This window comes from Peptoniphilus rhinitidis 1-13 (genome assembly GCF_000246925.1).
GTDB lineage: Bacteria > Bacillota > Clostridia > Tissierellales > Peptoniphilaceae > Peptoniphilus_A > Peptoniphilus_A lacydonensis.
This window is the reverse complement of sequence record NZ_BAEW01000007.1, coordinates 17,445-42,645: the sequence shown is the minus strand read 5'-3', so window position 1 is coordinate 42,645 and position 25,201 is coordinate 17,445. Positions and strand designations below refer to the sequence as shown.

Sequence of the window (25,201 nt, the reverse complement as noted above, 5' to 3'; positions counted from 1 at the left end):
TTTTCATCGGGAATTTTTGTATTATAAACTTTAAATTAATATGCTGAATTAACCTACTCCAAAATCTGTTATTTCAAATAAAATATCCACATTAGGATCATCTTCCAAATATTTATATTTTTTAACAAACCACTCGACTAATTCCTCATCTCTTTTTATATTTGTACTATTATTCATAAAAATATTAACTGTGGCATGGGGAAATTTTTTTATAATTTCCATATCTCTATCTATCATTTCTTTAGTCTGACCTTTTATTCCAACCATGACACATGGAGAGTCAAAATATTTTTTCACTTCTCTATAATCTTTAAAGTCTGCACCCTTTTTTAACACTTCTTCTCTAAAATCATTGTCAAAGGTTTCTATTCCCGTTTTAAAAATTATGGGCACATTAAAAAATTCTCTAATCTCATCTAATCTATTTCTGTAAATCCAATGAGCTTCAAAAAATAACTTTTTTATATTCTTGTCTTCAACAACTCTTTTTATTTCTTCTAATGTTTTTTGTGTCAAATCAAAAACTGATGCAGAATCTATGACTTCTAATACGCCATATTCTCCTGTTACATTTTTTAAAACTTCTAAATTTATTTTGTCAATTTTTTCTTCATCTATTTCATTGTCGTAAATGTAGTCGCAAAAAGTGCACTTCCCCCATTTACATGGCCTCGCTTTTAAAAGCACTATCTCTCTTTTATTTTTATTATTTATCTTTGAATACCTATTTATAAAATCATCTCCCAATAAAACCTATTAAATATTCTACCATATAAAACATAAATATCTTTATCACAAATTTATATTTCTTTTGGATAAATCTTAAAAGTTGATTTTTAATCTAATTTTCTCTATACTAATTGTTATAGAATAAACTTTTATGAAAAGTTTTACATAATAAATTTTAATTGTTTCGTTAGTTTTATATTGTATTATTTAGAATTGATTAGAATAAAATTGAGAGGAAATATATGGCGGTAAAAATAATTATTGATTCTACTTGTGATGTAGATAAAAATGTGGAAGACAAGTTTATAAAAGTTCCTCTTCATGTTACTTTTGGAGAAGAAGATTTTATAGATACAGTAGATATTACAAAGGACGAATTTTATGAAAAACTGGAAAGTTCAGATGAACTTCCAAAAACAAGTCATCCATCTCCACAAGCATTTATTGATGAGTATCAAAAGGTTGTAAATAATGGTGACAAAGCTGTCGTGATTTGTCTTACTTCAGGTTTTTCAGGTACATATGAAGTTGCACTTATGGCAAGCGAAGAATTTAAGGACAAAATTTTTGTAGTTGACTCTCTCCAATCATGTACTGGGGGAGGTGTCATAGCAGAATACGCCCTTAGACTTAGCGAAGAAGGTAAATCTGCAAAAGAAATTTTTGAAATCTTAGAAAAAGAAAAATTTAGAGTTAGCACTATGGCAGTTGTTGATACTTTAAAATATTTGGAAAAAGGCGGTAGACTTTCAAAGGCCTCTGCTCTAGTGGGAAATTTATTGTCAGTAAAAATTATTTTGGCTATGAAAGATGGAATAGTTGTTGCTATTGGAAAGGCAAAGGGAACTAAAAATGCAAATAATCTTTTCTTACACGAGATTGAAAAGACTGGCGAAATAGATTTTTCCATGCCAATCATATTTGGATACACAGGAAAAGATAGTGAAAAAATTCAAAAATACTTTAGGGAAGTTAAAAAATTCTGCGAAAAAGAAGTCCCAAATCCACCACTTGTTCAAATTGATAGTGTTATTGGCACTCACACAGGACCAGGTTCTCTATATGTTGCATTTTTTAACAAATAATATTTTAGGCATTTGTCTTTTGGCAAATGTCTTTTTTTATTATTTTTTATAATTTCTTCTATGAAATATAGATTTCTTTATCTAATTATAATTCTGTGGTAAAATAAAAAAGATAGGAGTTGATTTATTGGAAAAAGAAACTGATTTTAAGGGACTTTTTAGACTTTTTACTAGGTCTTTATTTATTTCCATTATTGGAATGATTTTTCCCTTTTTTTATGTTTTATTTCCTTCTATGTTTGTAGTTGAATCTGTAAAAGAAGGAATTTTCAAAGTAATGGCAACTTTAGCTCTTCTTGTGCTTTTAATTGGTGCCTTAGCTGGACCTATTGTTGCAATTGTTGTCTTTACAATTTTTGGTCCCTTTATTTTAATTTTTCACTATATGATTATCACAGATAGATCTGTATCCATGACTATTTTGGCTACATCTTTAATCTTTCTTATATCCATAATGGTTTTATTTTTTGCCTTTGGAATAAATGCAGATGTTCTAAATTCTAGTGAAACTATTAATAAATTAATAAATTTTTATACAAATTTTGCAAGTGAAGCTGGTCTAAATGATGTTGACCTTGCCTTATTTTCTGAAAATGCAAAAATCTATTACAAAAAGTTTTTGCAAATTTTGCCCTCTGTTCTAGTTATTTCTTCTGTGGTTATTTCTTATATAACTTATACTACTGCTGGAAGAACTTTAATTACAAAGGGAAAATTTATAAGACAACCTTCTTCTTTGGAATTTCTAAAACTTCCAAAAGAAGTTATTATTCTGTCAATTGTAACTGTTGCTATTTTTAGTTTAACTGGCGATTATTTTGGCCCTTCTGGGCAAGTTTTTATTATAAATTTGATGAATGTAATCTTTTTTATGCTCTTTGCATCTGGGATAGCTGTAATTAAATTTTATATGACAAGATCAAATCTAAAAAGTTTTTTACAGTTTTTAATTATTGCTCTATGCCTTACTATTTCTTCACTTCAAATTTTTGTGATGATAATAGGGGCCCTTGATCAAATTGTAAACTTTAGAAAAATTAATTGAGTGAGAATATTATGAAAAATAATTTTAAAATTAGTGATTTTCTTCCATATATTGTTTTTGCTCTTTGCATAGTTATATTTTTAATAGTTTTAAGACCCATAATTGGTATCATTGCACTTATTGCAATGGCCTATGTTTTATATATGACTTATAAAAAAATAACAACAAAAAATGAGAAGAATTTAAAACATATTGAAAAATTAAATGACAGGTTCGACTCCCTTACTAAGGAAGTAATATTTGATATGCCCTTTCCTCTTGTTGTAACAGATGAAAAGGCAAAGATTCTTTGGTATAACACTCCCTTTATTAATTTATTTAATGAAGAGAGTGTTATCGAGAAGGATCTCGAAAACTTAATAGAAGAAATTGACATCTCAAATATTATAAATAGAAGCGGTGCCAACACTCTTCCTGTAGAAATCAATAAAAGATCTTTTAGCGTCTATACAAATGTTGTCGATGATAAATCTGAAAAAGATGATGGCAAATCTGTTTTACTTTATTTTGTAGACAACACTGCCTATAAAGATTTAAAGGATAAATACACAGATGAATACCCTATTATTGCAAAAATAGAAGTGGATAATTTCTCTGAAGCTGTTAGTTCTGCTCCATCAGAAATAAGGCCTATTCTAATTGCAGAAATTGACTCTACTATTTCTTCCTACTTTGAAGAGTACGATGCACTAGTTAGAAAATCTGACGAAGATTTATATCTTGTAGTTATGACTTTTAAATCTTTAATGATGCTAAAGGAAAAGAAATTTGATATTTTAGATGATTTAAGAGATTTAAACAAAGGCAATTCCATTCCAATAACTCTATCTATTGGAGTATCTTCCTATGGACTTAATTTTAAAGATGCCTATATAGAATCGGATTCTTCCCTAGACCTTGCACTAGGTCGTGGAGGAGATCAAGCTGTTGTAAAAGTTGACGACAATTATGAATTTTTCGGTGGAAAATCTAAAGCTGTGGAAAAGAGAAATAAAGTAAAAGCAAGAGTCATTGGCGAAGCTTTGAAACAATTAATAGATAGATCTGAAAATGTATATATAATGGGTCACAAAAATCCAGACATGGATGCCATTGGTGCTGCCATTGGATGTCTTCGTGCAACTTTAAATAGAAATAAAGAGGGCTATATTGTCCTTGAAAAATCTAATCCATCAATTGACAATTTAATTGACAGGATGAAGGAAGAAGAGCTAGAACTTTATGAAAAAGTTATTTCAAGAGAAACTGCACTAAATAGAATCAAACATTCTTCACTTCTAGTAGTAGTCGATAATCACAAACCTTCTTTTACAGAATGTCCTGAACTTATTGACAAGACAAATCAAATTGTTGTAATTGATCACCATAGACGTGGAAAGGAATTTGTAGAAGATCCTGTTCTAAGTTATGTTGAACCCTACGCTTCATCTACTTGTGAATTAATAACTGAAATGCTAACTTATATGTCAGATGATTTAAACTTAACTCACTTCGAAGCAGATGCACTTATGAGTGGGATTGTAGTCGACACGAAAAACTTCTCTTTTCAAACTGGTGTCAGAACTTTTGAAGCAGCTTCAGTTTTAAAAAGAGCTGGTGCAAATATGATTAAAGTAAAGGCACTTTTCCAAGACGATTTGGACACTATGCTTTATAGAGCAGAAGTAATTCACAATACAAAAATAATCCACGATAATATTGCAGTTTCAAGATTTAATAAATCTGCAAATAATTCTGTCTTAGTTGCAGCTCAAGCAGCTGATGCTCTTTTGGATATTAACGGAATTGACGCATCCTTTGTTTTAACAATAAACGATGGCAAAACTCACATATCTGGAAGATCTCGTGGCGAAATTGTATCAGTTCAACTTATACTTGAAAAAATTGGAGGTGGCGGTCACTTAAACATGGCTGGTGCACAACTTGATACTACTGATCTAGACGAAGCAGAAAAAACTCTAATAGATGCGATAGAAGAATATTTAGAAGATAATAAAAGCGAGGAATAAAAATGAAAGTAATTTTAATTAAGGACGACAAAAATCTAGGACCAAAAGGAAGCATTGTAAATGCAAAAACTGGTTATGCGAGAAACTTTTTGATTCCAAGAGGAGTTGCAATTGAAGCAACAAAAGAGAACATGGAAACTTGGAAGAAAAATAAAATTGAAGAAGAAAAAATTGAAAAAGAAAATCGTGCAAAAGCAATGGAAGACAAGAAAAAGATTGAAGATATAACTCTCACAATTAAGGCAAAAGCTGGCGAAGGCGGAAGACTTTTTGGAGCAATCACATCTTCTGACATTGCGAAAAATTTAAAAAGCGAATACAAAATAGACGTCGACAAGAAAAAAATTGACTTAGCAGAAAATATAAAAGAAGCTGGAATTAAAAAAATTGACATCAAATTATACACAGATGTTGTTGCAACTTTAAAGGTAAACATTAGACCTGAATCTTGATTTTATGGAAACAAATAGTGAATTAAATTTAAATGAAAGTGGAAATTTAAAACTTCCACCCCACAGCTTAGAAGCAGAAGAATCTGCCCTTGGATCAATGATGCTTTCAAAAGAAGCAATCACATCATCAATAGAAATCCTAAAAATAGAAGACTTCTATCAAGATGCTCACAGAAAAATTTACGATGCCATCCTAAATATTTACAATAGAAATGAGCCTGCTGATGTTATAACAATTGCAGAAGAATTAAAAAAGACTGATTCATTAGAAGAAGTTGGTGGTATAACTTATCTTGCCGACCTCTCTTCCAATGTAACTGCAGTTTCAAATATAAAATCTTACTGCAATATTATAAAAGAAAAGGGAATTTTAAGAGAACTTATAGATGCATCTGACAAAATTATCTCTGCTTCTTATTCTCCAGATGCAAAAGCTGATTTAATAATTGAACTTGCAGAAAAATCTGTTTTTGATATCACTCAAGATTCCACAAAAAATGGACTAGTAAATATAAAAAATATTGCCCTAGATTCCTTTTCAGATTTAGAGAAAAAAGCACAAAATCCAAATGCACTCACGGGACTTACAACAGGATTTGTAGATCTCGACAGAAAAATCTCAGGTCTTCAAAAATCAGATCTAGTTTTACTTGCAGCAAGACCCTCTATGGGTAAAACTGCTCTTATGGTAAACATAGCTACAAATGCTGCACTTCGTGGTGGTGCGTCTGTGGCAGTATTTTCTCTTGAAATGAGCAAGAACCAATTATTTCAAAGAATAATTTCTTCAAACGCTCACGTAGACCTTCAAAAAGTTATAAGTGGTAACTTAAATGAAGAAGAGTGGACAAAAATAATAAATACTATGCCAATTGTGTCCAACTTAAAAATAGAAATTGATGACACCGCTGGCATATCTCCGCTGGAACTGAAAGCAAAGTGCAGGAGAATGAAAGTTGAAAAGGGACTTGATTTAATCGTCATAGACTACTTGCAACTTATGCAAATGAGTTCAAGAAGTGAATCAAGGCAACAGGAAATCTCTGCAATATCAAGAAACTTAAAAGCAATTGCAAAGGAATTAGAAGTTCCCGTAATAGCACTTTCACAACTTTCACGTGCGCCTGAACTTAGAACAGATCACAGACCAATCTTATCAGACCTTCGTGAATCTGGTGCTATTGAACAGGACGCAGACATTGTAATGTTTTTATATAGAGATGAATATTACACAAAAGAAGAATCAGAAAAGCCAAACATCGGCGAAGTAATAATTGCAAAACACAGAAATGGTCCAACAGGAACCGTTGAATTGATGTTTAAAAAAGAATATACAAAGTTTTTAAACTTACAGAGAAATGAATAAAATTTTAAGGCTTTCGCATATTATAGCGAGAGCCTTTATTTATATTTTCTATCTCAAATGTTATAATAAAGTTTGTATAAAATATGGAGGTAAATATGATTTTAGATTTAATAAAAGTAATTGTTTTAGGAATAATCGAAGGACTGACAGAGTTCCTTCCTATTTCATCAACAGGACATCTTATAATTGCAGACAGTTTCATAAAGCTTGAACCAAAATCTTTTTCCAATGCCTTTAATGTAATTATTCAACTTGGTGCAATTCTTGCAGTGGTCTACTTATACTTTTACGATGTAAACCCAATTGCAAAAGAAAAACTCGTGCCAGTAATCGGCGAAGAAACTTATAATAGTTTAAGTTTTAATGAAAAGTTTAAATATAGAGATATGGAAACTATGAGACTTATTGCAAAAATAATTGTCGGATTTTTGCCAGCAGCTTTTTTTGGATATTTATTTGACGACTTTATAGACGCTCATCTCTTTAACACTACTACAGTTTCTGTTGCACTTATTTTTTACGGTATAATAATTATAATTATGGAAAAAAATAATAAAGGAAAGAATTTTAAATATGAAAATCTAGACGAAATCACACTTAAAACAGCTTTTCTTATTGGTTTCTTCCAATGTCTTGCAATGGTGCCAGGTACATCTCGTTCAGCCGCAACAATTATTGGTGCAATGATACTTGGATGTTCAAGGACAAGTTCTGCAAAATTTTCTTTCTACCTTGCAGTGCCAACAATGTTAGGTGCAACTGTACTAAAAATTGTTAAGATTGGATTTTCCTTAACTCTTTGGCAATGGTTCTTAATATTAATTGGTGGAGTTGTTTCTTATATCGTGGCATTAATTGTAATCAAAAAATTCCTGGGATATATAAGAGAACACGACTTCATCCCATTTGGCTATTACAGAATAGTTTTAGGTATAATCGTCCTACTATTTAGTGCTTTTAATATAATTTGAGGTGAATAAAATGAAAGATTTCAACGTTGGCATATTGCAACTGCCTACAACAGGTGACAAAGATAAAAATCTAAACACAATGGAAGAATTTGTTTTAATCGCAAAGAAAAAAGGTGCAGATGTAATTTGTCTTCCAGAAATGTGGAATTGCCCATATCAAAATTCTTACTTCAAAAAATTTTCAGAAGAAGACTTTGGCAAAACTTATAAAAAAATGAGTGAAGTTGCAAAGAATAATAAAATATATTTAATTGGCGGCTCAATCCCCATTAAATCTGGAGAAAAAATTTATAACAGATCCTATGTATTTGACAAAGACGGCAGAGAAATTTATAGATATTCAAAAATAAACCTCTTCGACATAGAAGACTACAAAGAATCAAACACAATCTCTGGAGGAAAATCACTTGGAGTATTTGAAACAGAATATGGAATTTTTGGACTTGCAATTTGCTTTGACCTTAGATTTCCAGAACTATTTCAAACCTTTAGAGATTATGGTGCAGAAGTAATCTTTGCACCATCAACATTTATGAAAAAAACTGGAGAAGCTCACTTTCATCTCTTAAATAGAGCACGTGCCGTTGACACACAATGCTATATAGTATCGCCAACAATAGCAAGAGACGATAATCTATCTAAAAACGCATATGCACACTCCCTATGCGTAGCACCAAGCGGTGAAATAATAAAAGACCTTGACGAAGAAGAAAATATAGAAGTTATAAAATTAGAAAATGAAAAAGTAAAGAGAGAGAGGGAAAAACTTCCCCTAGAAGTTTCAAGGCAAAATAGAAAGTTGTATTAAAAAATATTTTAAGATAGCAAATAATTTTTGAAAAAAATAATTTAAAGAAGCCAATGCGAGATGCACTGGCTTCTTTTAGATTCCTTTAGTGTAAAGATAGTAGGAGTAAATCATTGGAAGAACTACAACTATTGCAATAGGTATAATTATTATTAATTCGCTTTTGACAAAGGGCGTAGCAAAAAAACATAGTCCCATAAATATAAAGCAAAGACCGCCAAACCTGTGAGTCCTCCTCCAATTTTCGTCGCTATTTAAGGTCCAAGGAAGTTTTATGCCCATGGTGTAATTTCTCTTGACCTTTGGCATATAATTTCCAATGGCTATAAATAGGATTCCCATTAAAATAGAAATTATAACTGATGTATTTACCTCTCTACCAAGGCCAGCTAAAATTGTTATGACATAAATTACTATCATCATTATTGGCAAGGACATCTTGCTTAAAGTCATCAAAAAATTATTTTGCCTCTCATTTTTTGGATCATTGTCAAGCATAAAGCAGAGAAATAAATTCATAAGGACTAAAAATCCCTGAATCGTTACCATGGCGTGAAATTTTGAGCCGTAGTCATCAGCTTGACCTTGAAAGTTCCAGTGAGTTGGAAGTTCTGCTGGCATTTTGCTATAAAAGAGGGCATTAAAAATTATTAAAATCGCAAGTGATGCAATTATTGAAACTATGCTGTTTTTCCTAAATCTAAATTTATTTTTCATTGTCTTCTCCTCTAAATTTTACAATCCAAGTCATTATATCTTCGAATACTGAAGTGTTAAGCTCATAATAAATAAAATTTTTTTCTTTTGTTTCATAAATCAAGTCCTGCTCTCTTAAAATTTTTAGGTGGTGGGAAATTGTCGCCTTGGATAAGTCAAAGTTGTCTGCAATCTCTCCCGCATTCATTCTCCCATTTTTCTTCAGCATATTTAAAATTTCAAGCCTGACTGGGTCTGCTAGGGCTTTAAAAGTATCAGAAAACATATTAAACCTTCTCATTTCTATTTTGATAATTATCTAAATATTTAATTTTATTATATAAGATTATTTTTAAAAGTCAACCCTGTTTTGAAATTTTTCAAAATAGTTTTTACATAATTTTGTCATACTAATAAAAAATTCCACAGCCTGTCACTGTGGAATTTAAAATAAATTTCTTAATTTATTATTTAATTTTTATTTTTTCTTTAGCTAATTTTATTTTCTTTGCCGCTTCATACCCAAAGTTAATAAGATCTTCAACAAACTCTTTATCTTTTAAATATTTATTATCTATTCCTTTTTGACGGAGTACATCATAAATACTATTAAAATCAAAGGAACACTCATTTTCCATAAAAACATTTTTGTTATTATTTTCTTTTCTCCCAAACATCTCATCTATTGATACATCAAATAATTCTGCAAGGTCAATTATTGTTTCTTTATCTGGAAATCTTTCGTCAGATTCATATCTACCAATAGTTGGTCTTGATAAATTTAACTTTCCTGCTAAATCTTTTTGAGTCATATTATTTTTTACTCTTAAATTTTTAATATTATCTCCAAATGTCATAAAACCACCCAATATAAGAATATTTAAAATATATCACAATAAGTTTATTATTTTATTCTAAGTGTCAAATAGACGAATAATTTTGATTTACCTCTTGACAAGTTCCGTTTAGTCACCATATAATAGGTTCATAGAATTCTATTCTTTATCTAATTAAAGAAAAATACAATTATCCGGATAATTCCATTTATGAGGTGAATTTATGGAATTTACATTATGGGATTTATTACAAGATACTGCCATTTTAGGAATGTTAATGTTACTAGGTCAATTTTTAAGAGCAAAAGTAAAAATATTTCAAAGTTTACTTATGCCAGCTTCACTAATTGGTGGATTTATAGGCCTTGCTCTTGGCCCTAGTGGTTTTAACATACTTCCGTTTTCAAGTCAACTATCTGCTTACTCAGGAGTACTTATAGCAATTGTATTCGGTTGTACTCCTATTGGAGATGACTCTTTTTCCAAAGAAGATATAAAAGGCGTTGGGGGATTCTTTTATCAAAATACTGGTATATTAATTCTTCAATATGCAGCTGGTATGGCCTTATCTATAGGTATATTAAACAAATTTTGGGATCTTCACGATTCTTTTGGTCTTATACTTGCTACTGGATACTATGGAGGACATGGTACCGCATCTGCTCTAGGTGCGATGTATAAAGAAATGGGCTATCCAGAATTTTTGGATTTAGCTAATACATCAGCCACTGTAGGACTTGTTGGTGGCATCATTGTTGGAATGATTTTAATTAATTGGGGAACAAGAAAAAAGTATACAAACTTTGTTGAATCTCCTAAGGAACTTCCTGATGAAATACGAAGAGGTATTATTCCAAAAGAAAAACAAAAATTTTCTGGAAAACTTACTATTTCAAATATGTCCCTAGACTCTCTAGTTTTTCATCTGTCTATAGCTTTAATAACTGCCTATGCAGGTAGAACCCTTTCAAAATTTATAAGTAGCAAAATAGATTGGCTCTCTATTCCTGTCTTCGTTTTAGCACTGGTTTTTGGATATATCATACAAGGAATTCTTAAAGCTACAAAAACAGATCAATATATTGATAGACCTACAATGCAAAGAATCAGTGGATCTTCAACAGACTTACTAGTAGTATCTGCTGTTTCTTCATTAAATCTTGGCGTTATTAAATCAAATTTAGCACCACTTGCCATTACCTTTATATTCGGTTTTGCGTTAAATGTACTTTGGTTTTTATGTGTAAGTAAATACGCTTCATCCAAAAATTGGTTTGAAAGAGGAATATTAAACTTTGGTAGATCTAATGGTGTAGTTGCTACAGGTGTTTTGTTAAATAGAGTGGTAGATCCAGATCAAAGATCTAGAGGATTAGAAGACACTGGTCTTACAGATTTATTAAATCGACCAATAGCTATTGCTCTACAAGTTTTACCCCCACTATTTATAAGCTTTGGTGGAAGATATCCAATGTATACGACCCTCGTAATGTGGGCAGCATTTATTGTACTTACAATTATTGCTCTTATATTTAAATGGTGGACACCTGGAAAAATGCAAGGAAATCAACATAAGTGAGGTGCTTTATGAATTACGATATTATACATTTTGAAGCTTTAGGAAAAGAAGCTGACTATTTGGAAATAGAAACAAATAATTTAATAAAAGAAAATATTTTGCCAAAAGATTTTAAATCACTTATAACTCCTCTGACAATTCAGGAATATTTATCAGAAAATAATATTAAATTACCTGAGATAATTACTACAAAGACTCACTCAATTTTACCTTCTGATTATATAAATAGTGAAACTAAAAATAATGTAATCACAAGAAGTGCAGGTTATGATCACCTTGAAGAATATCAAGATAATCTAAACATCGCTTCACTTAGGGAATATTGTGTTAATGCAGTTGCTCAAACTGCTCTAAAATTTGGACTATGTACTTGCGGCTTATTAAATGAATACGTTAAAAACACTCAGTCCTTTGAAAGAAATAAAACTAATTCTTTTATGGAAATTAGTGAGAACCGAACTGTAACGGTCTATGGAGTTGGCAAAATTGGCTCTAGGGTATACAAATACTTCGAAGATGTAGGATTTAATGTTCAAGCTGTAGATATTAGGAGCGAAGAATTAAAATCTCAAGAAAAATACAAAAATTTTAATTTTATAAGTAAAGAAGATGCAATTTTAAACTCTGACATCATAGTAAATGTCATGAACTTAACAAAAATAAAAAATTCTAAATTTTACAATGTAAATTATTTTAGTGAAGAATATTTGAGAAAAAATAAAAAAAATTTCATTTTTATAAATGTTACTAGAGGAGAAATTGCCCCTGAAAGTGTTCTTTTAAAACTATATAGCGAAAAGAAAATTTTGGGATTAGGATTAGATGTATTTAGTCATGAATCTGAACTAACAGAGGATTTGAAAAACCAAAATAAATCCAATGATATTGATGTTTTGGCTGCTAAAAAAATTATTAACAGTGCAATTTCATCAAAAGAAAATTTTTATGTACAAGCTCATCAAGGGTTCAATTCTGATTTAGCTGCTAAATCCAAAGCTCACGAAGCTATAGAACACTTAAAATACTGGTATCTCCATGACAAAAAAGGCTTTAAAGAGCAACTACCATATTATGAGGAGTAAAAATAAATCACTTTTATTTATATTCTTAATTGTTTTACTAAACTTTTTATTATTTTCAATAGACTTATATCTAGAAAAGAACTATATTTATAGAATTCTGAATTTAAAGAATCCTAACTCTTTAACACTAGAAAACAAGAACACTTTTCACAGTTTAAACGACTCAGACGAAATAAAATTATATGAATATAAGATTAATGACAAAAAAGTTTACACTGCATTTAGTTTTTTTGAAAACAATAAATTGTATAAATTAAAAAAAGCTTCAAATCTCGAGCTAATAATGTCCCATCTAAATTTACAATCCTATTTAGAAAATAATATTTCACAAAATAACTTTAAAACTTTATTTTTATTTAATATGAAGTTGAATACTACCAATTATTGCAATACGACTTTTACTGGATGGGACTTTATTATTTTAGATAAATCTAAAAATAAATTAATTCTTGTGAAATACATCAAACCGCGTTTTACCCTTTCTTTATATAATTTTGAGTCGGATACAATATTATCCGACTTTTTTAATTTATATAACTAATTCCCTTTAATTTTCCTCTAGTGAAATACTTTCCATAATATGATATAATTTTATCGGAAGGTGAAAAAATGATTCAAAGTTTAGTCAAGGCAACCAATGTTTTAGATATATTAAAAAATGAAAATCGTGAGCTTACTATTGCAGAGATTTCTGAATCTTTAGATATTCCACCAAGTACTGCTCACAGAATTTTGTCAACTTTAATAGAGGTTCGTTACGTGTCTAAGGACGAAAAGACTCATCTTTACTCCCTAGGTCCTGCTCTTATTCCTCTTGGCATTAAAGCTTCTGCAAAAATAGATCCTCAAGCTGTTGGGCGAAATATTTTAGAAAAATTATCTGACTTAACTCTAGAGGATTCTTTTTTTATCATAAAATCTGGCGACAAAGGACTTATGATTTCTAAAGCTGAGGGCAAACACTCTCTTAAAATAGTCGAAAATTTTGGTATTGAAATTGATTTACATAAGGGTGCAATTAGAAAAACTATACTTGCCTTTCAATCTGATGAATATATTGAAAATTATTTGAAAAAAAATCTTGCAGATTATTTGGATTCTTCTGTGAACAAGGAAACTTTAAAAAAAGATTTAATGGAAATAAGAAAGTCCAAAATTTCTGTTTCTGACTCTGAATATATTGAAGGAGCTATTGGAATTGGTGCTCCTGTTTTTAATTATAAGGATGACTTAGTGGGAGCAATTGGAGTAGTAATTCCAAGAGAAAGAGTCACAGAAGAAAGTAAAAAAGAATATATAGAAGCAGTGAAAAACTGCGGCATTGAATTTTCAAAAAATTTAGGCTATTCTGAAATTTAAAAGTTGTGTCAATAAACGCAACTTTTTTATTTTCCTAAATTTTTTGATTTTGTAATCCAAAAGCTTAAAAATAAAATCAAACTTTGATATTTTTCTGATTTTATTTATTAAAAAATTCAAAATAAAATTAAAATTTGCTGCTTTTTTGATTTTATTTGAGGATTTATGGATTGTTTATACACTTTATACTGCAAAAATAAAAATAAAGATAACATTATTTTTAATTTGAATAATAAAACAAAAAAATTAGAGAACTAAAGGAACTTGAAAAAGATGGTCTTATAAAAGTCATAAAGGAAAGACCTTTAATTTATACTTTGGGAAAAAATTTTATAGAAAATTTATAAAAAAGACTTGCTGTGCAGGTCTTTTTCAATGTTTAACAATGTCTTTATCTTTTAATGAGATTCATTATTTGTTAAAATATATTTAGGAGGTCTTTATGCCAATACTTAGCTTAACAAATATTAAAAAATCTTACATTGACGAAAATACTATTAAAGATGCAAATTTAATAGTTGAAGAAAGGGATAAAATTGGCCTTATTGGGATTAACGGCAGCGGAAAGTCCACTCTTTTTAATATAATTACAGAAAATTTGTCCTGCGATGATGGAGAAATTTTTAGGAAAAAAGATTTAAAAATAGGATACTTAGAACAACAGTTGAATTTACATCAAAAGGGCAGCATTTATGAAAATTGCCTTTCTATTTTTTCTGATTTAATTAATTTGGAGAAAAGTCTGAGAAAGCAAGAACATATTCTTGCAGAGAACCCCGATAATTTAGACGAAGAATTAAATAAATATCAAAATCTTCAAGACGAATTTCACAAAAGAGATGGTTACTCCTATCATTCCAAAATTAGGGGTACTTTAATTGGTCTTGGCTTTAGTGAAGATGATTTTGAAAAAGATATTGCAACACTATCTGGTGGTCAAAAGTCTCGCGTGGCTCTTGCAATGCTTCTTCTTGAGGATGCTGATTTGTTGCTTCTTGACGAACCTACAAATCACTTGGATATTGATGCAATTTCTTGGCTTGAAAAATATTTAAAAGACATCGACAAGGCAATAATTGTAATAAGTCACGACAGATATTTTTTAAACAACATTGTATCCAAAATCGTCTTACTTGAAAATGGTGCTACAAAAACATACTCTGGCAATTACGATAATTATGTGAAGCAGAGGAAAAAGGACTTTGAAGTTTTAAAAAGACAATACGAGGATCAACAAAAGGAAATCAAAAGGCAAGAGGAAATCATTAAAAGATACTTAAGCCTTGGTCGTGACAGATTTATTAAACAGGGAAAAAGCAGAAAAAAAATGTTAGACAAAATGCAAAGAATTGAAATGCCCAGTTCTAATAAAAAAACTAATCTCTCCTTTAAGACCAATAAAACTTCTGGAAAAGATGTTTTGCAGATAAAAGACCTTTCAAAATCCTTTGGCGACAACTTAATTTTTCATGACTTAAATGCCTTTGTCTATAAAAATGACAAAATTGGTTTAATTGGACCAAATGGTGTGGGCAAATCAACTTTATTTAAAATAATTGCAGGTGAAATTTCTCCAAATTCTGGCAAAGTTAAAATTGGCTCAAATGTTGACATTGCCTTTTTCTATCAAGAACTGGACAATCTCAACTTAGACAAAACTGTAATGGATGAGATCTGGGATGAATTTCCAAAACTTGAACACTTTGAGATAAGAAAATACTTGGCGGAATTTCTATTTGTTGGGGATGATATTTTTAAAACTATTGACGAGCTTTCTGGTGGAGAGCGTGGAAGATTATCTCTTTTAAAAATTATGTTAAAAGGTGCAAATTTTCTAGTACTTGATGAACCAACAAATCACTTGGACATTGACTCTAAGGAAATTCTAGAAGATGCCCTTTTAAAGTACGAGGGCACTGTTCTATCTATTTCTCACGACAGATACTTCCTAAATAAAACTGTGGACAAAATTTTTGAAATGAAAAATGATTCTATAAATGTTTTCTTAGGCAATTACGATTATTATCTTGAAAAGACAACTGAAGTTGAATTAGAAGATGGAAACTATAAATCTAAGACAGAAATTGCCAAGGAGAAAAAACTTGAGAGAGAAGAGCGAAGGAAAAATAAAGCTTTAAGGAAAGAAAGAGAAAATTTAGAAAGTGAAATTGCAAATTTTGAAGAAAAATTATCCACAATAGATAATAAGCTTGCAGATAGTGCTACTTACAACGATTTTAATTTAGCAAATAATTTATCCAAAAAACGTGAAACCCTTGCAAATACTCTCGATGAGCTTTACGAATCTTGGATGGAATTAGAAGAAGAATAAAAAAGTTATAAAATTTTCTTCCACAATCTTTTTGTGATGACTACTTTATCCCCAGAGTTATTAACATTATCCACAGGTATATAAACATTTGTCTTTAAAAATAGTGCACATTTCATACACATTTTGATAAAATTATCATTATACACAAGAAATCTCTCTATTTTCAAATTTTTCACTAAATTTTTACAGAAGATATACAATCTTATCCACAATTTTAAAAAAATCATCCACATTTGTGAGCTTAATAAACTATATTATTTTATCTTTTTATATATTTAAAACAATTTCTTGCATTTTAGAAACAAAAAAACACCTAGATTTCTAGATGCTTTTTTTGTCCAAAATTTTTAATTACAAATTTGTAAAGTTAACTCTTTAGTCTTTCAACCATTCCATCAGCAGGATCAAGAATTTTTATATCTGTAAGTTTTTCAAATTCTTTTTTCATGTATGGAAAGTGTGTGCAAGCTAAAATTATGGCATCTGGCACTTCTTCAATTGAATTAAAAAATTGAAAAAGTTTTTCTAGCCCAAGTTTTTTCACAATTTCTTCAGGATTTTCTTTCTTCTCTATTTCTTCTACCAGAGGTAAAATCCCAATAGAAATAGTGTCCCTAAATCTTTTTTCTGAAATTATTTTATCTATTTCATGTGCAGACTTAGAATTTGCCGCCAAAATTATAATATTTTTATAACTATCATCTAAATTTTTATAAAAATCAATGGGTGTTATAATTTCTATATCCTGTGAATTTTCTATACTCTTTACATCAATCGAAATAGAAAGAGAATTGCAGTAGATAAAAACTTTTTCTGCTCCCTTCTTTTTCGCATCAACTACTTTTTCTTTGACAATTGTTGTGAGTTCTTCTCTAGAATAATATTGAAGTCGTGACTGCTCCTTTGGATTTTTGGAAATTGGGTAACTTAAAGTTTCAAATCCTTCTTCCTCAAGTATTTCTTCTCCCATTTTTGTATCTCCATAAGTTCCTGCGAAAACTGCAACTTTCATTTTTCACCTCTTTAATTTAAATCTAAAACTTTTTTCACTTTACTTTTATTATAGTAAATAATAAAAATTATTCCAATATAGTTCCCCTTAAAAAGAATTGGGTAAAAATCTTAAAGGAGGAGATATTATGAAATGGCAGGGCCGAAGAAAAAGTTCAAATGTAGGAAGAAGTAAGGGTGGCGTTGCTCTCGGCGGCGGAGGTCTTTTAGTAGCACTAATAGTTTTTTTAATAACAGGTAGTCCAAGAGATGCTGTAAGGTCTGGTCTTGGATCTGGTGGGCAAAGCACAAAACAAAATTATGAACTTTCAGAAAGGGAACAAAAGCTTTATGATTATTCTGCGGTAGTTCTCGCAGACACAGAAGATGCTTGGCATGATATTTTGGGAAAAGAAGGAATTGAATATAGAGAACCGAAATTAAATATTTTTAAAGATCAAGTAAAAAGTGGCTGTGGTATTGCCAACGCTGGAATGGGGCCATTTTATTGTTCTCGTGACGAAGCAGTATATATGGATCTTTCTTTTTACGATTCCCTAATAAACGATTTTGGTGCTGATGAAGGCGACTTTATTTTATCCTATGTAATAAGTCACGAAGTTGGTCATCATGTCCAAACTATAACAGGAGTCATGCAAAAGTACCAAGAACAAATGGCAAATTTGTCCGAAGAAGAACAAAACGCACTTACAGTTCGACTGGAACTTCAAGCTGATTACTTGGCAGGTGTAGTTGCAAGATATCAAAAGGACAAAGGCTATCTTGACCCAGGTGACATCGATGAAGCAATTTCTGCCGCATGGTCAATTGGAGATGATACAATTCAAAAAAAATCACAAGGTCATGTAAAGCCAGAATCTTTTACCCATGGAACTAGTGCACAGAGAACTCGCTGGTTTAAAAAAGGTTACGAAACAGGTGACTTGTCTAATTGGGATACCTTCAGTGCAAAAGAATTATAAAATTAATAGAACTGTGGAAGACTAATTCACAGTTCTATTTTTATACTCTTTATTTGTCAAACTTTTATAGTTTAAAGGGCAAATAAAATTATTATTCTTAAAAAAACTAAAATTACAAAGACGAATTTATGACAATAAGTGACATTAATTTTTAATAAAAATTCTACAAAACTTAAAACTTTTCAAAAAAACTACGAGTCAAATACCCGTAGTTAAAATTATTTATTAAAATCAAATTTCAGAATTTTCTACACTTTCATTTAATCTTATGCTCCCAAACTTATCCAAATAAATATTTGAAATTTTTGCCAAATAATTTGGTGCCATGAAAAAACAAGCTACTATTGCTATCATAATTATTGGAAATAAACCTATTGAAGTAATTGGCATTTTATTTGCCGTTGCAAGACCAATAATTGATGCGGCAATTATTACAATAAGAGGAATTTTAAAAGTACTAAGTATTGTCTTAAAAGTCTTTCCAATTAAACCAAATCCAGTTTTTGTTATAAAAGAAAAAGTTTCAAAAAATCCAAGATCTCTATATTTTTCATCTGCTAAAATAAAATTAGAATATGCAAAAATAAGAGAAATGATAGTATAAACTACTATAAAAGGAATAAATCCAACTAGATACCTAGTTACATTTTCATCATTTATACTTTTATTTACTCCCCCCACTGTAACAACTAGAAAAAGCATATAAATTGCAAAAGTTATTAAACCAATAAAAATATTCATCAAAAAAACTTTTAAATTAATAGTCTTTATATTAGAAAAATAATCCCCATAACTTCCCATTCTATTTTTAATTAGTCCTGCACAGATAATATAATTTATTATCCAAGAAATAAATGTTGGAAAAATTTCATAATCTCCTGCATGAACTCCCATTTTTTTCATTATTGCATTAAAAATAATTGATAAAACTCCACCAGTAAGAAGCCATAAAATAACTGAACTATACTTGTAATCTCTCATTTGATCACCCTCCTTTTCGTTTTTTATTTTACCATAATAAGTAAAAATTTCAAAACTTTGTTAGGATTTGTAACTTTTATGAAATTTTTGTGGAATCGATTTCATTTTTGTGCTATAATAAGTTTCCGGCTAAGGAGGTGAATTATGTTTTTAAAGAAAGAAAAAGTAATCGAAAAGATTGAACAGTCTATTAAAAAAAGTGAAAAATTTTGTGGTGAAGGTGAACTTGCAACTTATATACCAGAACTTGCAAATGTAGACCCAGATGGTTTTGCCCTAAGTATCGTTACAACAGCTGGAAATGTCTATAATTTTGGAGAAGTGGACACTAGATTTTCTATGCAATCCATTTCAAAAATTATTTCTCTAATAATGGCACTTAATGACAATACTATTCACGATGTCTTCGAAAAAGTCGGAACAGAACCTACTAAATACAAATTTAATTCACTTATACCAATTGATGACAAACCTTCAAATCCACTAATTAACGCTGGTGCAATAACAACCGCTTCACTAATAGTTGGTAAAGACGTTGATGAAAAATTTGAAAGAGTCTTAAATATGGTTAAAAAATTATCTGACAGCGAAAAAATTAAATTTTTGGAAGAAATTTATTCCTCTGAAATGGAAACAACTGATGTCAATAGATCCATTGCATACTACCTTAGAAGTAAAAAAATATTTTCTCTAGATGCAGAAGAAGTATTGGACTTATATATAAGAAATTGTTCTATTGGTATAAATGCAACTGAACTCGCCCACTTAGGTGCAGTCCTTGCAAATGGAGGTGCTGACCTTGTAACTGGTGATGAAATGATCTCCAGAGAAACTGTAAAAATTGTCTTAGCACAAATGGCTTCATGCGGAATGTATGAAGAAAGTGGAGAATTCTTATTAAATGTTGGAATCCCATCAAAGAGTGGTGTCAGCGGAGCAATCCTTGGCATCGTCCCTGGAAAATGTGGAATTTGCACTTATTCTCCAAGACTAGATGAGTCTGGCAACAGTGTTAGAGGAAAAAATCTTTTGAAAATTTTATCAAAGGATTTAAATTTAAATATTTTTTTATAAGGAGTAAACATGATAAATATAATCGAAACTATTCATGAAATAGGAAGCTTAAATGCACAAAAAATGTATAGCGACGCTTTCTCCATGACCACAGGTCTACTTAGTGATGTCATCTATACATATCTATTAATACCACTACTACTTGGTATTGGACTTTATTATACATTTAAAATTAAAGGTGGACAAATATCAAATATCAATCACGCAATAAAATTAATTGCAACACCTGCAAAAGACGAAAATTCAATTTCACCTTTCAAGGCATTTACAATTTCTGCAGCATCTCACATAGGTACAGGTAACATAGTTGGAGTTGCCGCAGCAGTATCCATTGGTGGCCCTGGTGCAGTATTCTGGATGTGGATTACAGCACTAATAGGAGGAGCATCATCCTTTGTAGAAAATACTTTGGGACAAGTTTTTAAAGAAAAAAATCCTGATGGAACTTTCAAAGGAGGTCCTGCTTTTTATATGGAAAAAGCACTTAAAAAGCCTAAACTTGCAGCAACATTTTCAGTTGTAATTGCAATAGTATATGGTATTAACTTTAACGCAATGCAAGCAAACACAATTGCAGCAGGATTTAATTCATCTTTTAATCTTGACAAAAAAATAGTTGCTCTTTTCCTAATTATCTTAGCAGGAATAATTATCTTTGGTGGACTAAAGAGAATTGCTGATGTAACAAGTTTACTTGTTCCAGTTATGGCAATCATTTATATGGGCGTAGTTTTATTTATAATAATCAAAAATATTAAACTTGTTCCACATATGTTTGGCGTAATATTTGGCGGAGCTTTCAATCTTAAAGCAGGCTTTGGCGGACTATTTGGAACAGCAATACTAAATGGTATAAGACGTGGACTTTTCTCTAACGAAGCTGGTATGGGTGCTGTTCCAAACGCATCAGCAGTAGCAGATGTATCTCACCCAGCAAAACAAGGACTTATCCAAGCACTTGGAGTATATCTTGACACAATTCTAGTATGTTCAGCAACAGCTTTCGTAGTAATTCTAGCAGGCGAAGGCATCTATGCATCTGACCTAAAGGGACTAGAAATAACACAAGCAGCACTAGTTAATGAGGTAGGAAATTGGGCAAATTATTTCTTAACATTCTGCGTACTTATGTTTGCATTCTCATCAATTATTGGTAATTATTACTACGGAGAAAATAATATTTTAAAACTTGACCTTGGCAAAAACTCACTAACAATTTACAGAATATTAGTTCTAATAGCAGTTATCTTAGGATGCCTTGGCGACTTCTCTATCGTATGGAATGTAGGAGATGTATTCATGGGTATCATGGCAGTAATAAACCTAATAGTATTAATTTCCCTTGGAAAAATTTCCGTTGGAGTTTACAATGATTATATTAAACAAAGAAATGACGGCAAAGACCCAGTATTCAACCCAAGAGATGTAAAAGAATTAGAACTATTTATTGATGAAATAACAGCTTGGGATAAATAAAAACAAATCAGATAATTAAAACCATAAGACTTAATACCAGAGCTATTATTTAACTCTGGTATTTTTTTTACATAAAATAAAAAAACTATGAGCCTAAACCCATAGTTTAACAAATCTATCCTTACTTATAATGACCCTTACATTGAAATATAACAATTGTATCTTCTTCTATTAAATAAACAACCCTGTGTTCCTTATTGATTCTTCTACTCCAAAGTCCTGACAAATTATTTCTTAATGCCTCAGGCTTTCCTATTCCTTCAAAGGGGCTTCTCTTTATATCTTTAATAATTTGATTTATTCTCTTAAAAACTACCCTGTCATTCTTTTGCCAATATAAATAATCTTGCCATGCTTCAAAATCCCACTTTATACTATTAATCCTAGTCATTCTATTTCTCTTTCAACAAATTCTAATTTTCCATTTTTATAATCATTATATTTATTTTCTAAATATTCAATATTTTCTTTGCTATAAAAAGGATCTATTGATAATTCAAATGGGATTCTACTTTCTCTTCCCATCTTTTTTAGATAAACATTAATAGCAGAAGATAAAGAAATTCCAATATCTTGACAGACAAGTTCTGCCTTTCTTTTAACATCATCATCTACTCTTATATTAATTTGTGCCACAATATCAACTCCCAACTTTATTTTAGCATAATTATATAATTTGTAAATAATTATACTACAAATATTTAAAATAAAATTTTCTCTAAATAATCTAGTCTACAATGCGAAAACTTTACGCAAAAAACTATGAGCCTAAACCCATAGTTTAACAAATTTATAAAATTATCTTCTATTACCTCTCAAAAATCCAATCATTTTTCTAAATACAATTACAAAACTTATCCATCCCACTAATGTTATTCCATAGACTGCATATTTTAAATTGGAAGTATTTTTATCCTTTGTTATTTTTTTACTTTCTACTTTTTTCTCTGGGACTTCTTCCACTCTCTGTGCATTAATTAAAAGTCTTTTTGGTCTAGGTGGTCTTTTGGGATGACAAGTTAAAAGTGTAATCATATCTCTATTTTCTATTGGTAGCACTCTCTGCCATTCGCTTGGATCAATGACTTCTTTATTCACAACTTCATATTTTAAAAGCCCAGTTCTGCCGTCAATTAAAATTTCATCGCCTGCCTCAAGCTTTTCAACATTGTAAAACATGAGGTCGCCCCACCAACCTCTATGACCAGCTATAACAGACCTTGTGGACATTCCTCCAAGAGGAAGACTTGTCCCTTCAACTTGGGCAACACCCCAGTCCAAATGGTCATAAGTTGCATCAAGATAAATTGGCTTTTTCATCTCCAACTTTGGAATAATAAGATAGGCAAAAACTTCGTCCTTATCCAAACCTTCTATATCATAATAACCTTCATAGTCTTCGTTCTTAAATGGGTCAATAATATTGCCATCGCCCTTTAAAACTTTTTCATTATAATTTTCAACTTCCCTTGTCAAAGTTTTTTTATCTTTCACAAATTCTTTATAATTTCTATTTGCCATTATCTCCCTATATGACATTGAAGAAAAAGCAACAAGTGGCAGAAGTATTCCGCAAATAATTAAAAAGTATCCAAAGACCACTCTACCCTTACTCTTCATATTTTCTCCTCCTGCGTCTTATATAATAATAAATAGTAAAAATAATTGCCAAAGATATAACTGTTGGCACAATTAAAGTTTTGTAATCAAATCCCTTTTTAACACTATCTTCTTTTGCTTTTTTCTCAATATAAGGAACTCTGTGACCTCGAACAAGAAGTCTGTGTGAATTTATCATATAAGGTGTGCAAGTAAGAAGGGTCATAAGGTCTTTGCCTTCCACAACAAGCACCGGTTCAAAATCCCATGGTTCAACTACAAGAATTTGGTCTACTTGATATGCCAAAGTTTCTCTCACATTTGTGTAATAAAATTCATCGCCAATTTCAAGCTTGTCAAGTTCCCTAAAAAGTTTAACTTGAGGAAGACCCCTGTGTGCAGTTATAACTGCGTGAGTGTCCACTCCACCTATGGGTAAACTTGTCCCTTCAAGATGACCGCAAGCGTGTTGCAAAACATCCTCAGAAGTACCAGCATAAACAGGAATTTTTTGGTTAATCTTTGGAATGTCAATGTAACCAATTTTTTCTCTTACTTCAATCATCCTTGCATAATTTTCTACACCCTTTTTCTCTCTTTCAGTGTATGGGTCTGCAAGTCTTGATGGATCAAGAGTTTCATTGTACGCCTTTGCAAGATCCATCCTTTCATTTACTTCTTCATCGGGCAACTTTTGCACAGCCTCTTCAAAATCTTTTATTTGGTTGTTGTTTTCCACTGTGTAATAATAGTTGGAGATAACGGGATAAATTGCAATCAAAAGACCTATGACAAAAAGTACAATTATTTTCCAATTTTTTTTAATCTTCTCTTTCATGGTCATCTCCCTCTATCTTATTATATCCATTAGTGGAATTCATCTTTGCCATTTCAATGTTTTTTGCCCTTTCAAGTTCTCTCTTCTTCTTTTTTATCTTAGAAATAATAAATCTCGCTAAAATAATTATAGCAAAAATTAAAAGGGCAACAAGTCTTTTATCAATGCCAAGGTTTTTACCCTTGTCCCTCATAATATCATCATCAACTTCTGGCACATAAGGCACTCTGTGACCTCGCACAATAAGTCTATGAGTATTAATCATAATAGGCGTGCAAGTTAAAAGCGTTGCATAGTCCTTGTCCTTTACCACCAAAAGCTGCTCAAAATTACTTGGCTCAATGACATCAATATGGTCAACTTGATATGCAAGAGTCCCTGCAATATTTTCAATATAAAACTTTTCACCCATCTTCACTTTTTCAAGATCAGTAAAAAGTTTTGCAGTTGGAAGACCAGAGTGTGCGGTGATAACAGTGTGAGTAGAAGCTCCACCAATTGGAAGACTTGTCCCCTCAAGATGTCCTGCACCTTTTTGTAAAATTTCCTCATTAGTCCCAGCATAAATTGGCAGTTCCACATCAATAGAAGGAATTTTTACAACTCCAATCTTCGTCCTAAGTTCAAGCATCCTCGCATAATTTGAAAGAGCATCTGACTTGTCCTTTTCACTGTAAGGATCTTTTTTTATAACATTAGAAAGCTCATCATTATAAATCTTTGCAAGCCTAATCCTATCAGCTATCTCTTCATCACTTAAAAGAGATCTTGCATCTTTAAAATCTTCAATCTGAGAATTTGCCTCAATCCTATAATAATAATCAGAAACCATTGGATAGGACAAAATCCCAAGCCCCAAAATAAAAATAAATATAAAAAGTTTATCAGATTTTTTCTTTTTCATTTTTTCT

Annotated in this window: 25 protein-coding genes; 14 read left to right on the top strand and 11 right to left on the bottom strand. The window is 30.7% G+C overall.

The window, feature by feature from the left end; all coding sequences use genetic code 11:
• Positions 1-48: 48 nt before the first annotated feature.
• Positions 49-732 (bottom strand): radical SAM protein, encoded by a 684-nt coding sequence (locus RH95_RS05655; RefSeq protein ID WP_026038596.1) that lies wholly within the window; start codon positions 730-732, stop codon positions 49-51.
• Between the two features lie 239 nt (positions 733-971).
• On the opposite strand from RH95_RS05655, the gene RH95_RS05650 reads away from it, so the two are divergent.
• The 7 genes from RH95_RS05650 (at position 972) to RH95_RS05620 (ending at position 8,465) form a co-directional block, all read left to right on the top strand.
• The gene (locus RH95_RS05650) at positions 972-1,814 is read left to right on the top strand and encodes a DegV family protein (RefSeq protein ID WP_010245771.1); all 843 of its coding nucleotides are present in this window, start codon (positions 972-974) and stop codon (positions 1,812-1,814) included.
• Between the two features lie 127 nt (positions 1,815-1,941).
• Positions 1,942-2,859, top strand: coding sequence for a DUF2232 domain-containing protein (locus tag RH95_RS05645; RefSeq protein ID WP_010245768.1), 918 nt, complete (start codon positions 1,942-1,944; stop codon positions 2,857-2,859).
• Between the two features lie 11 nt (positions 2,860-2,870).
• Positions 2,871-4,868 carry a DHH family phosphoesterase gene (locus RH95_RS05640; protein WP_010245765.1) on the top strand — a complete coding sequence of 666 codons (1,998 nt, stop codon included), beginning with the start codon at positions 2,871-2,873 and terminating at the stop codon, positions 4,866-4,868.
• 2 nt (positions 4,869-4,870) lie between these two features.
• Positions 4,871-5,320, top strand: coding sequence for a 50S ribosomal protein L9 (gene rplI / locus RH95_RS05635; protein WP_010245764.1), 450 nt, complete (start codon positions 4,871-4,873; stop codon positions 5,318-5,320).
• Between the two features lie 4 nt (positions 5,321-5,324).
• Positions 5,325-6,686: a replicative DNA helicase gene (dnaB, locus tag RH95_RS05630; RefSeq protein ID WP_010245761.1), complete on the top strand. Its 1,362-nt coding sequence runs from the start codon at positions 5,325-5,327 to the stop codon at positions 6,684-6,686.
• 95 nt (positions 6,687-6,781) lie between these two features.
• Entirely contained in the window at positions 6,782-7,657 is an 876-nt protein-coding gene (locus tag RH95_RS05625) for an undecaprenyl-diphosphate phosphatase (RefSeq protein ID WP_010245758.1), read from the top strand.
• 10 nt (positions 7,658-7,667) lie between these two features.
• Positions 7,668-8,465, top strand: a complete 798-nt coding sequence (locus RH95_RS05620; protein ID WP_010245755.1) for a carbon-nitrogen hydrolase family protein — start codon at positions 7,668-7,670, stop codon at positions 8,463-8,465.
• Positions 8,466-8,540: 75 nt separating this feature from the next.
• Here RH95_RS05620 and RH95_RS05615 read toward each other — a convergent pair whose 3' ends face one another.
• The 3 genes from RH95_RS05615 to RH95_RS05605 form a co-directional block, all read right to left on the bottom strand.
• Entirely contained in the window at positions 8,541-9,182 is a 642-nt protein-coding gene (locus RH95_RS05615) for an SdpI family protein (RefSeq protein WP_010245752.1), read from the bottom strand.
• Positions 9,172-9,447, bottom strand: a complete 276-nt coding sequence (locus RH95_RS05610; protein WP_010245749.1) for an autorepressor SdpR family transcription factor — start codon at positions 9,445-9,447, stop codon at positions 9,172-9,174. The genes RH95_RS05615 and RH95_RS05610 overlap by 11 nt, the downstream gene beginning before the upstream one ends.
• A 181-nt stretch (positions 9,448-9,628) precedes the next feature.
• Entirely contained in the window at positions 9,629-10,018 is a 390-nt protein-coding gene (locus tag RH95_RS05605; protein ID WP_010245747.1) for a helix-turn-helix domain-containing protein, read from the bottom strand.
• Positions 10,019-10,220: 202 nt separating this feature from the next.
• On the opposite strand from RH95_RS05605, the gene RH95_RS05600 reads away from it, so the two are divergent.
• The 4 genes from RH95_RS05600 to RH95_RS05585 all read left to right on the top strand — a co-directional run bounded on the left by RH95_RS05600 (position 10,221) and on the right by RH95_RS05585 (position 16,349).
• The gene (locus RH95_RS05600; RefSeq protein WP_010245744.1) at positions 10,221-11,576 is read left to right on the top strand and encodes a sodium/glutamate symporter; all 1,356 of its coding nucleotides are present in this window, start codon (positions 10,221-10,223) and stop codon (positions 11,574-11,576) included.
• Between the two features lie 8 nt (positions 11,577-11,584).
• On the top strand, positions 11,585-12,658 hold the full coding sequence (locus tag RH95_RS05595; RefSeq protein WP_010245741.1) for an NAD(P)-dependent oxidoreductase: 1,074 nt from the start codon (positions 11,585-11,587) through the stop codon (positions 12,656-12,658).
• Between the two features lie 609 nt (positions 12,659-13,267).
• Positions 13,268-14,017, top strand: a complete 750-nt coding sequence (locus RH95_RS05590; protein ID WP_010245738.1) for an IclR family transcriptional regulator — start codon at positions 13,268-13,270, stop codon at positions 14,015-14,017.
• A gap of 442 nt (positions 14,018-14,459) precedes the next feature.
• Positions 14,460-16,349 carry an ABC-F family ATP-binding cassette domain-containing protein gene (locus RH95_RS05585; RefSeq protein WP_010245736.1) on the top strand — a complete coding sequence of 630 codons (1,890 nt, stop codon included), beginning with the start codon at positions 14,460-14,462 and terminating at the stop codon, positions 16,347-16,349.
• Positions 16,350-16,716: 367 nt separating this feature from the next.
• Here the strand turns inward: RH95_RS05585 and RH95_RS05580 are convergent, their stop codons facing one another.
• Positions 16,717-17,361: an aspartate/glutamate racemase family protein gene (locus RH95_RS05580; protein ID WP_010245733.1), complete on the bottom strand. Its 645-nt coding sequence runs from the start codon at positions 17,359-17,361 to the stop codon at positions 16,717-16,719.
• 127 nt (positions 17,362-17,488) lie between these two features.
• Here RH95_RS05580 and ypfJ point away from each other — a divergent pair, with 127 nt between their 5' ends.
• A complete protein-coding gene (gene ypfJ, locus RH95_RS05575; RefSeq protein WP_010245729.1) occupies positions 17,489-18,322 on the top strand; it encodes a KPN_02809 family neutral zinc metallopeptidase in 834 nt (277 codons plus the stop codon).
• A 231-nt stretch (positions 18,323-18,553) separates the two neighbouring features.
• On the opposite strand, the gene RH95_RS05570 is transcribed toward ypfJ, so the two are convergent.
• Complete coding sequence (locus RH95_RS05570; RefSeq protein ID WP_010245725.1) at positions 18,554-19,303, bottom strand: hypothetical protein; 750 nt, start codon at positions 19,301-19,303, stop codon at positions 18,554-18,556.
• Positions 19,304-19,447: 144 nt separating this feature from the next.
• Between RH95_RS05570 and glsA the strand changes: the two genes are divergently transcribed.
• Positions 19,448-20,377, top strand: a complete 930-nt coding sequence (gene glsA / locus RH95_RS05565; protein ID WP_010245722.1) for a glutaminase A — start codon at positions 19,448-19,450, stop codon at positions 20,375-20,377.
• Between the two features lie 9 nt (positions 20,378-20,386).
• On the top strand, positions 20,387-21,853 hold the full coding sequence (locus RH95_RS05560; protein WP_010245719.1) for an alanine/glycine:cation symporter family protein: 1,467 nt from the start codon (positions 20,387-20,389) through the stop codon (positions 21,851-21,853).
• A gap of 121 nt (positions 21,854-21,974) precedes the next feature.
• Here the strand turns inward: RH95_RS05560 and RH95_RS05555 are convergent, their stop codons facing one another.
• From RH95_RS05555 to RH95_RS05535, 5 genes are all read right to left on the bottom strand, one after another.
• Complete coding sequence (locus RH95_RS05555; protein ID WP_010245716.1) at positions 21,975-22,244, bottom strand: Txe/YoeB family addiction module toxin; 270 nt, start codon at positions 22,242-22,244, stop codon at positions 21,975-21,977.
• The gene (locus RH95_RS05550) at positions 22,241-22,489 is read right to left on the bottom strand and encodes a type II toxin-antitoxin system RelB/DinJ family antitoxin (protein WP_010245713.1); all 249 of its coding nucleotides are present in this window, start codon (positions 22,487-22,489) and stop codon (positions 22,241-22,243) included. The genes RH95_RS05555 and RH95_RS05550 overlap by 4 nt, the downstream gene beginning before the upstream one ends.
• Before the next feature lie 162 nt (positions 22,490-22,651).
• The gene (locus RH95_RS05545) at positions 22,652-23,473 is read right to left on the bottom strand and encodes a class C sortase (RefSeq protein WP_010245710.1); all 822 of its coding nucleotides are present in this window, start codon (positions 23,471-23,473) and stop codon (positions 22,652-22,654) included.
• A complete protein-coding gene (locus RH95_RS05540) occupies positions 23,463-24,290 on the bottom strand; it encodes a class C sortase (protein ID WP_010245707.1) in 828 nt (275 codons plus the stop codon). Before RH95_RS05540 ends, RH95_RS05545 begins: the two co-directional genes overlap by 11 nt.
• A complete protein-coding gene (locus RH95_RS05535; protein WP_010245704.1) occupies positions 24,274-25,194 on the bottom strand; it encodes a class C sortase in 921 nt (306 codons plus the stop codon). The genes RH95_RS05540 and RH95_RS05535 overlap by 17 nt, the downstream gene beginning before the upstream one ends.
• Between the last annotated feature and the right edge of the window lie 7 nt (positions 25,195-25,201).

Excerpts from the sequence above, each read along its gene's own strand:
- RH95_RS05650 (WP_010245771.1), top strand. The coding sequence starts at position 972 with ATGGCGGTAAAAATAATTATTGATTCTACTTGTGATGTAGATAAAAAT.
- RH95_RS05640 (WP_010245765.1), top strand. The coding sequence starts at position 2,871 with ATGAAAAATAATTTTAAAATTAGTGATTTTCTTCCATATATTGTTTTT.
- rplI (WP_010245764.1), top strand. The coding sequence starts at position 4,871 with ATGAAAGTAATTTTAATTAAGGACGACAAAAATCTAGGACCAAAAGGA.
- dnaB (WP_010245761.1), top strand. The coding sequence starts at position 5,325 with ATGGAAACAAATAGTGAATTAAATTTAAATGAAAGTGGAAATTTAAAA.
- RH95_RS05625 (WP_010245758.1), top strand. The coding sequence starts at position 6,782 with ATGATTTTAGATTTAATAAAAGTAATTGTTTTAGGAATAATCGAAGGA.
- RH95_RS05620 (WP_010245755.1), top strand. The coding sequence starts at position 7,668 with ATGAAAGATTTCAACGTTGGCATATTGCAACTGCCTACAACAGGTGAC.
- RH95_RS05615 (WP_010245752.1), bottom strand. The coding sequence starts at position 9,182 with ATGAAAAATAAATTTAGATTTAGGAAAAACAGCATAGTTTCAATAATT.
- RH95_RS05610 (WP_010245749.1), bottom strand. The coding sequence starts at position 9,447 with ATGTTTTCTGATACTTTTAAAGCCCTAGCAGACCCAGTCAGGCTTGAA.
- RH95_RS05605 (WP_010245747.1), bottom strand. The coding sequence starts at position 10,018 with ATGACATTTGGAGATAATATTAAAAATTTAAGAGTAAAAAATAATATG.
- RH95_RS05600 (WP_010245744.1), top strand. The coding sequence starts at position 10,221 with ATGGAATTTACATTATGGGATTTATTACAAGATACTGCCATTTTAGGA.
- RH95_RS05595 (WP_010245741.1), top strand. The coding sequence starts at position 11,585 with ATGAATTACGATATTATACATTTTGAAGCTTTAGGAAAAGAAGCTGAC.
- RH95_RS05590 (WP_010245738.1), top strand. The coding sequence starts at position 13,268 with ATGATTCAAAGTTTAGTCAAGGCAACCAATGTTTTAGATATATTAAAA.
- RH95_RS05585 (WP_010245736.1), top strand. The coding sequence starts at position 14,460 with ATGCCAATACTTAGCTTAACAAATATTAAAAAATCTTACATTGACGAA.
- RH95_RS05580 (WP_010245733.1), bottom strand. The coding sequence starts at position 17,361 with ATGAAAGTTGCAGTTTTCGCAGGAACTTATGGAGATACAAAAATGGGA.
- ypfJ (WP_010245729.1), top strand. The coding sequence starts at position 17,489 with ATGAAATGGCAGGGCCGAAGAAAAAGTTCAAATGTAGGAAGAAGTAAG.
- RH95_RS05570 (WP_010245725.1), bottom strand. The coding sequence starts at position 19,303 with ATGAGAGATTACAAGTATAGTTCAGTTATTTTATGGCTTCTTACTGGT.
- glsA (WP_010245722.1), top strand. The coding sequence starts at position 19,448 with ATGTTTTTAAAGAAAGAAAAAGTAATCGAAAAGATTGAACAGTCTATT.
- RH95_RS05560 (WP_010245719.1), top strand. The coding sequence starts at position 20,387 with ATGATAAATATAATCGAAACTATTCATGAAATAGGAAGCTTAAATGCA.
- RH95_RS05555 (WP_010245716.1), bottom strand. The coding sequence starts at position 22,244 with ATGACTAGGATTAATAGTATAAAGTGGGATTTTGAAGCATGGCAAGAT.
- RH95_RS05545 (WP_010245710.1), bottom strand. The coding sequence starts at position 23,473 with ATGAAGAGTAAGGGTAGAGTGGTCTTTGGATACTTTTTAATTATTTGC.
- RH95_RS05540 (WP_010245707.1), bottom strand. The coding sequence starts at position 24,290 with ATGAAAGAGAAGATTAAAAAAAATTGGAAAATAATTGTACTTTTTGTC.
- RH95_RS05535 (WP_010245704.1), bottom strand. The coding sequence starts at position 25,194 with ATGAAAAAGAAAAAATCTGATAAACTTTTTATATTTATTTTTATTTTG.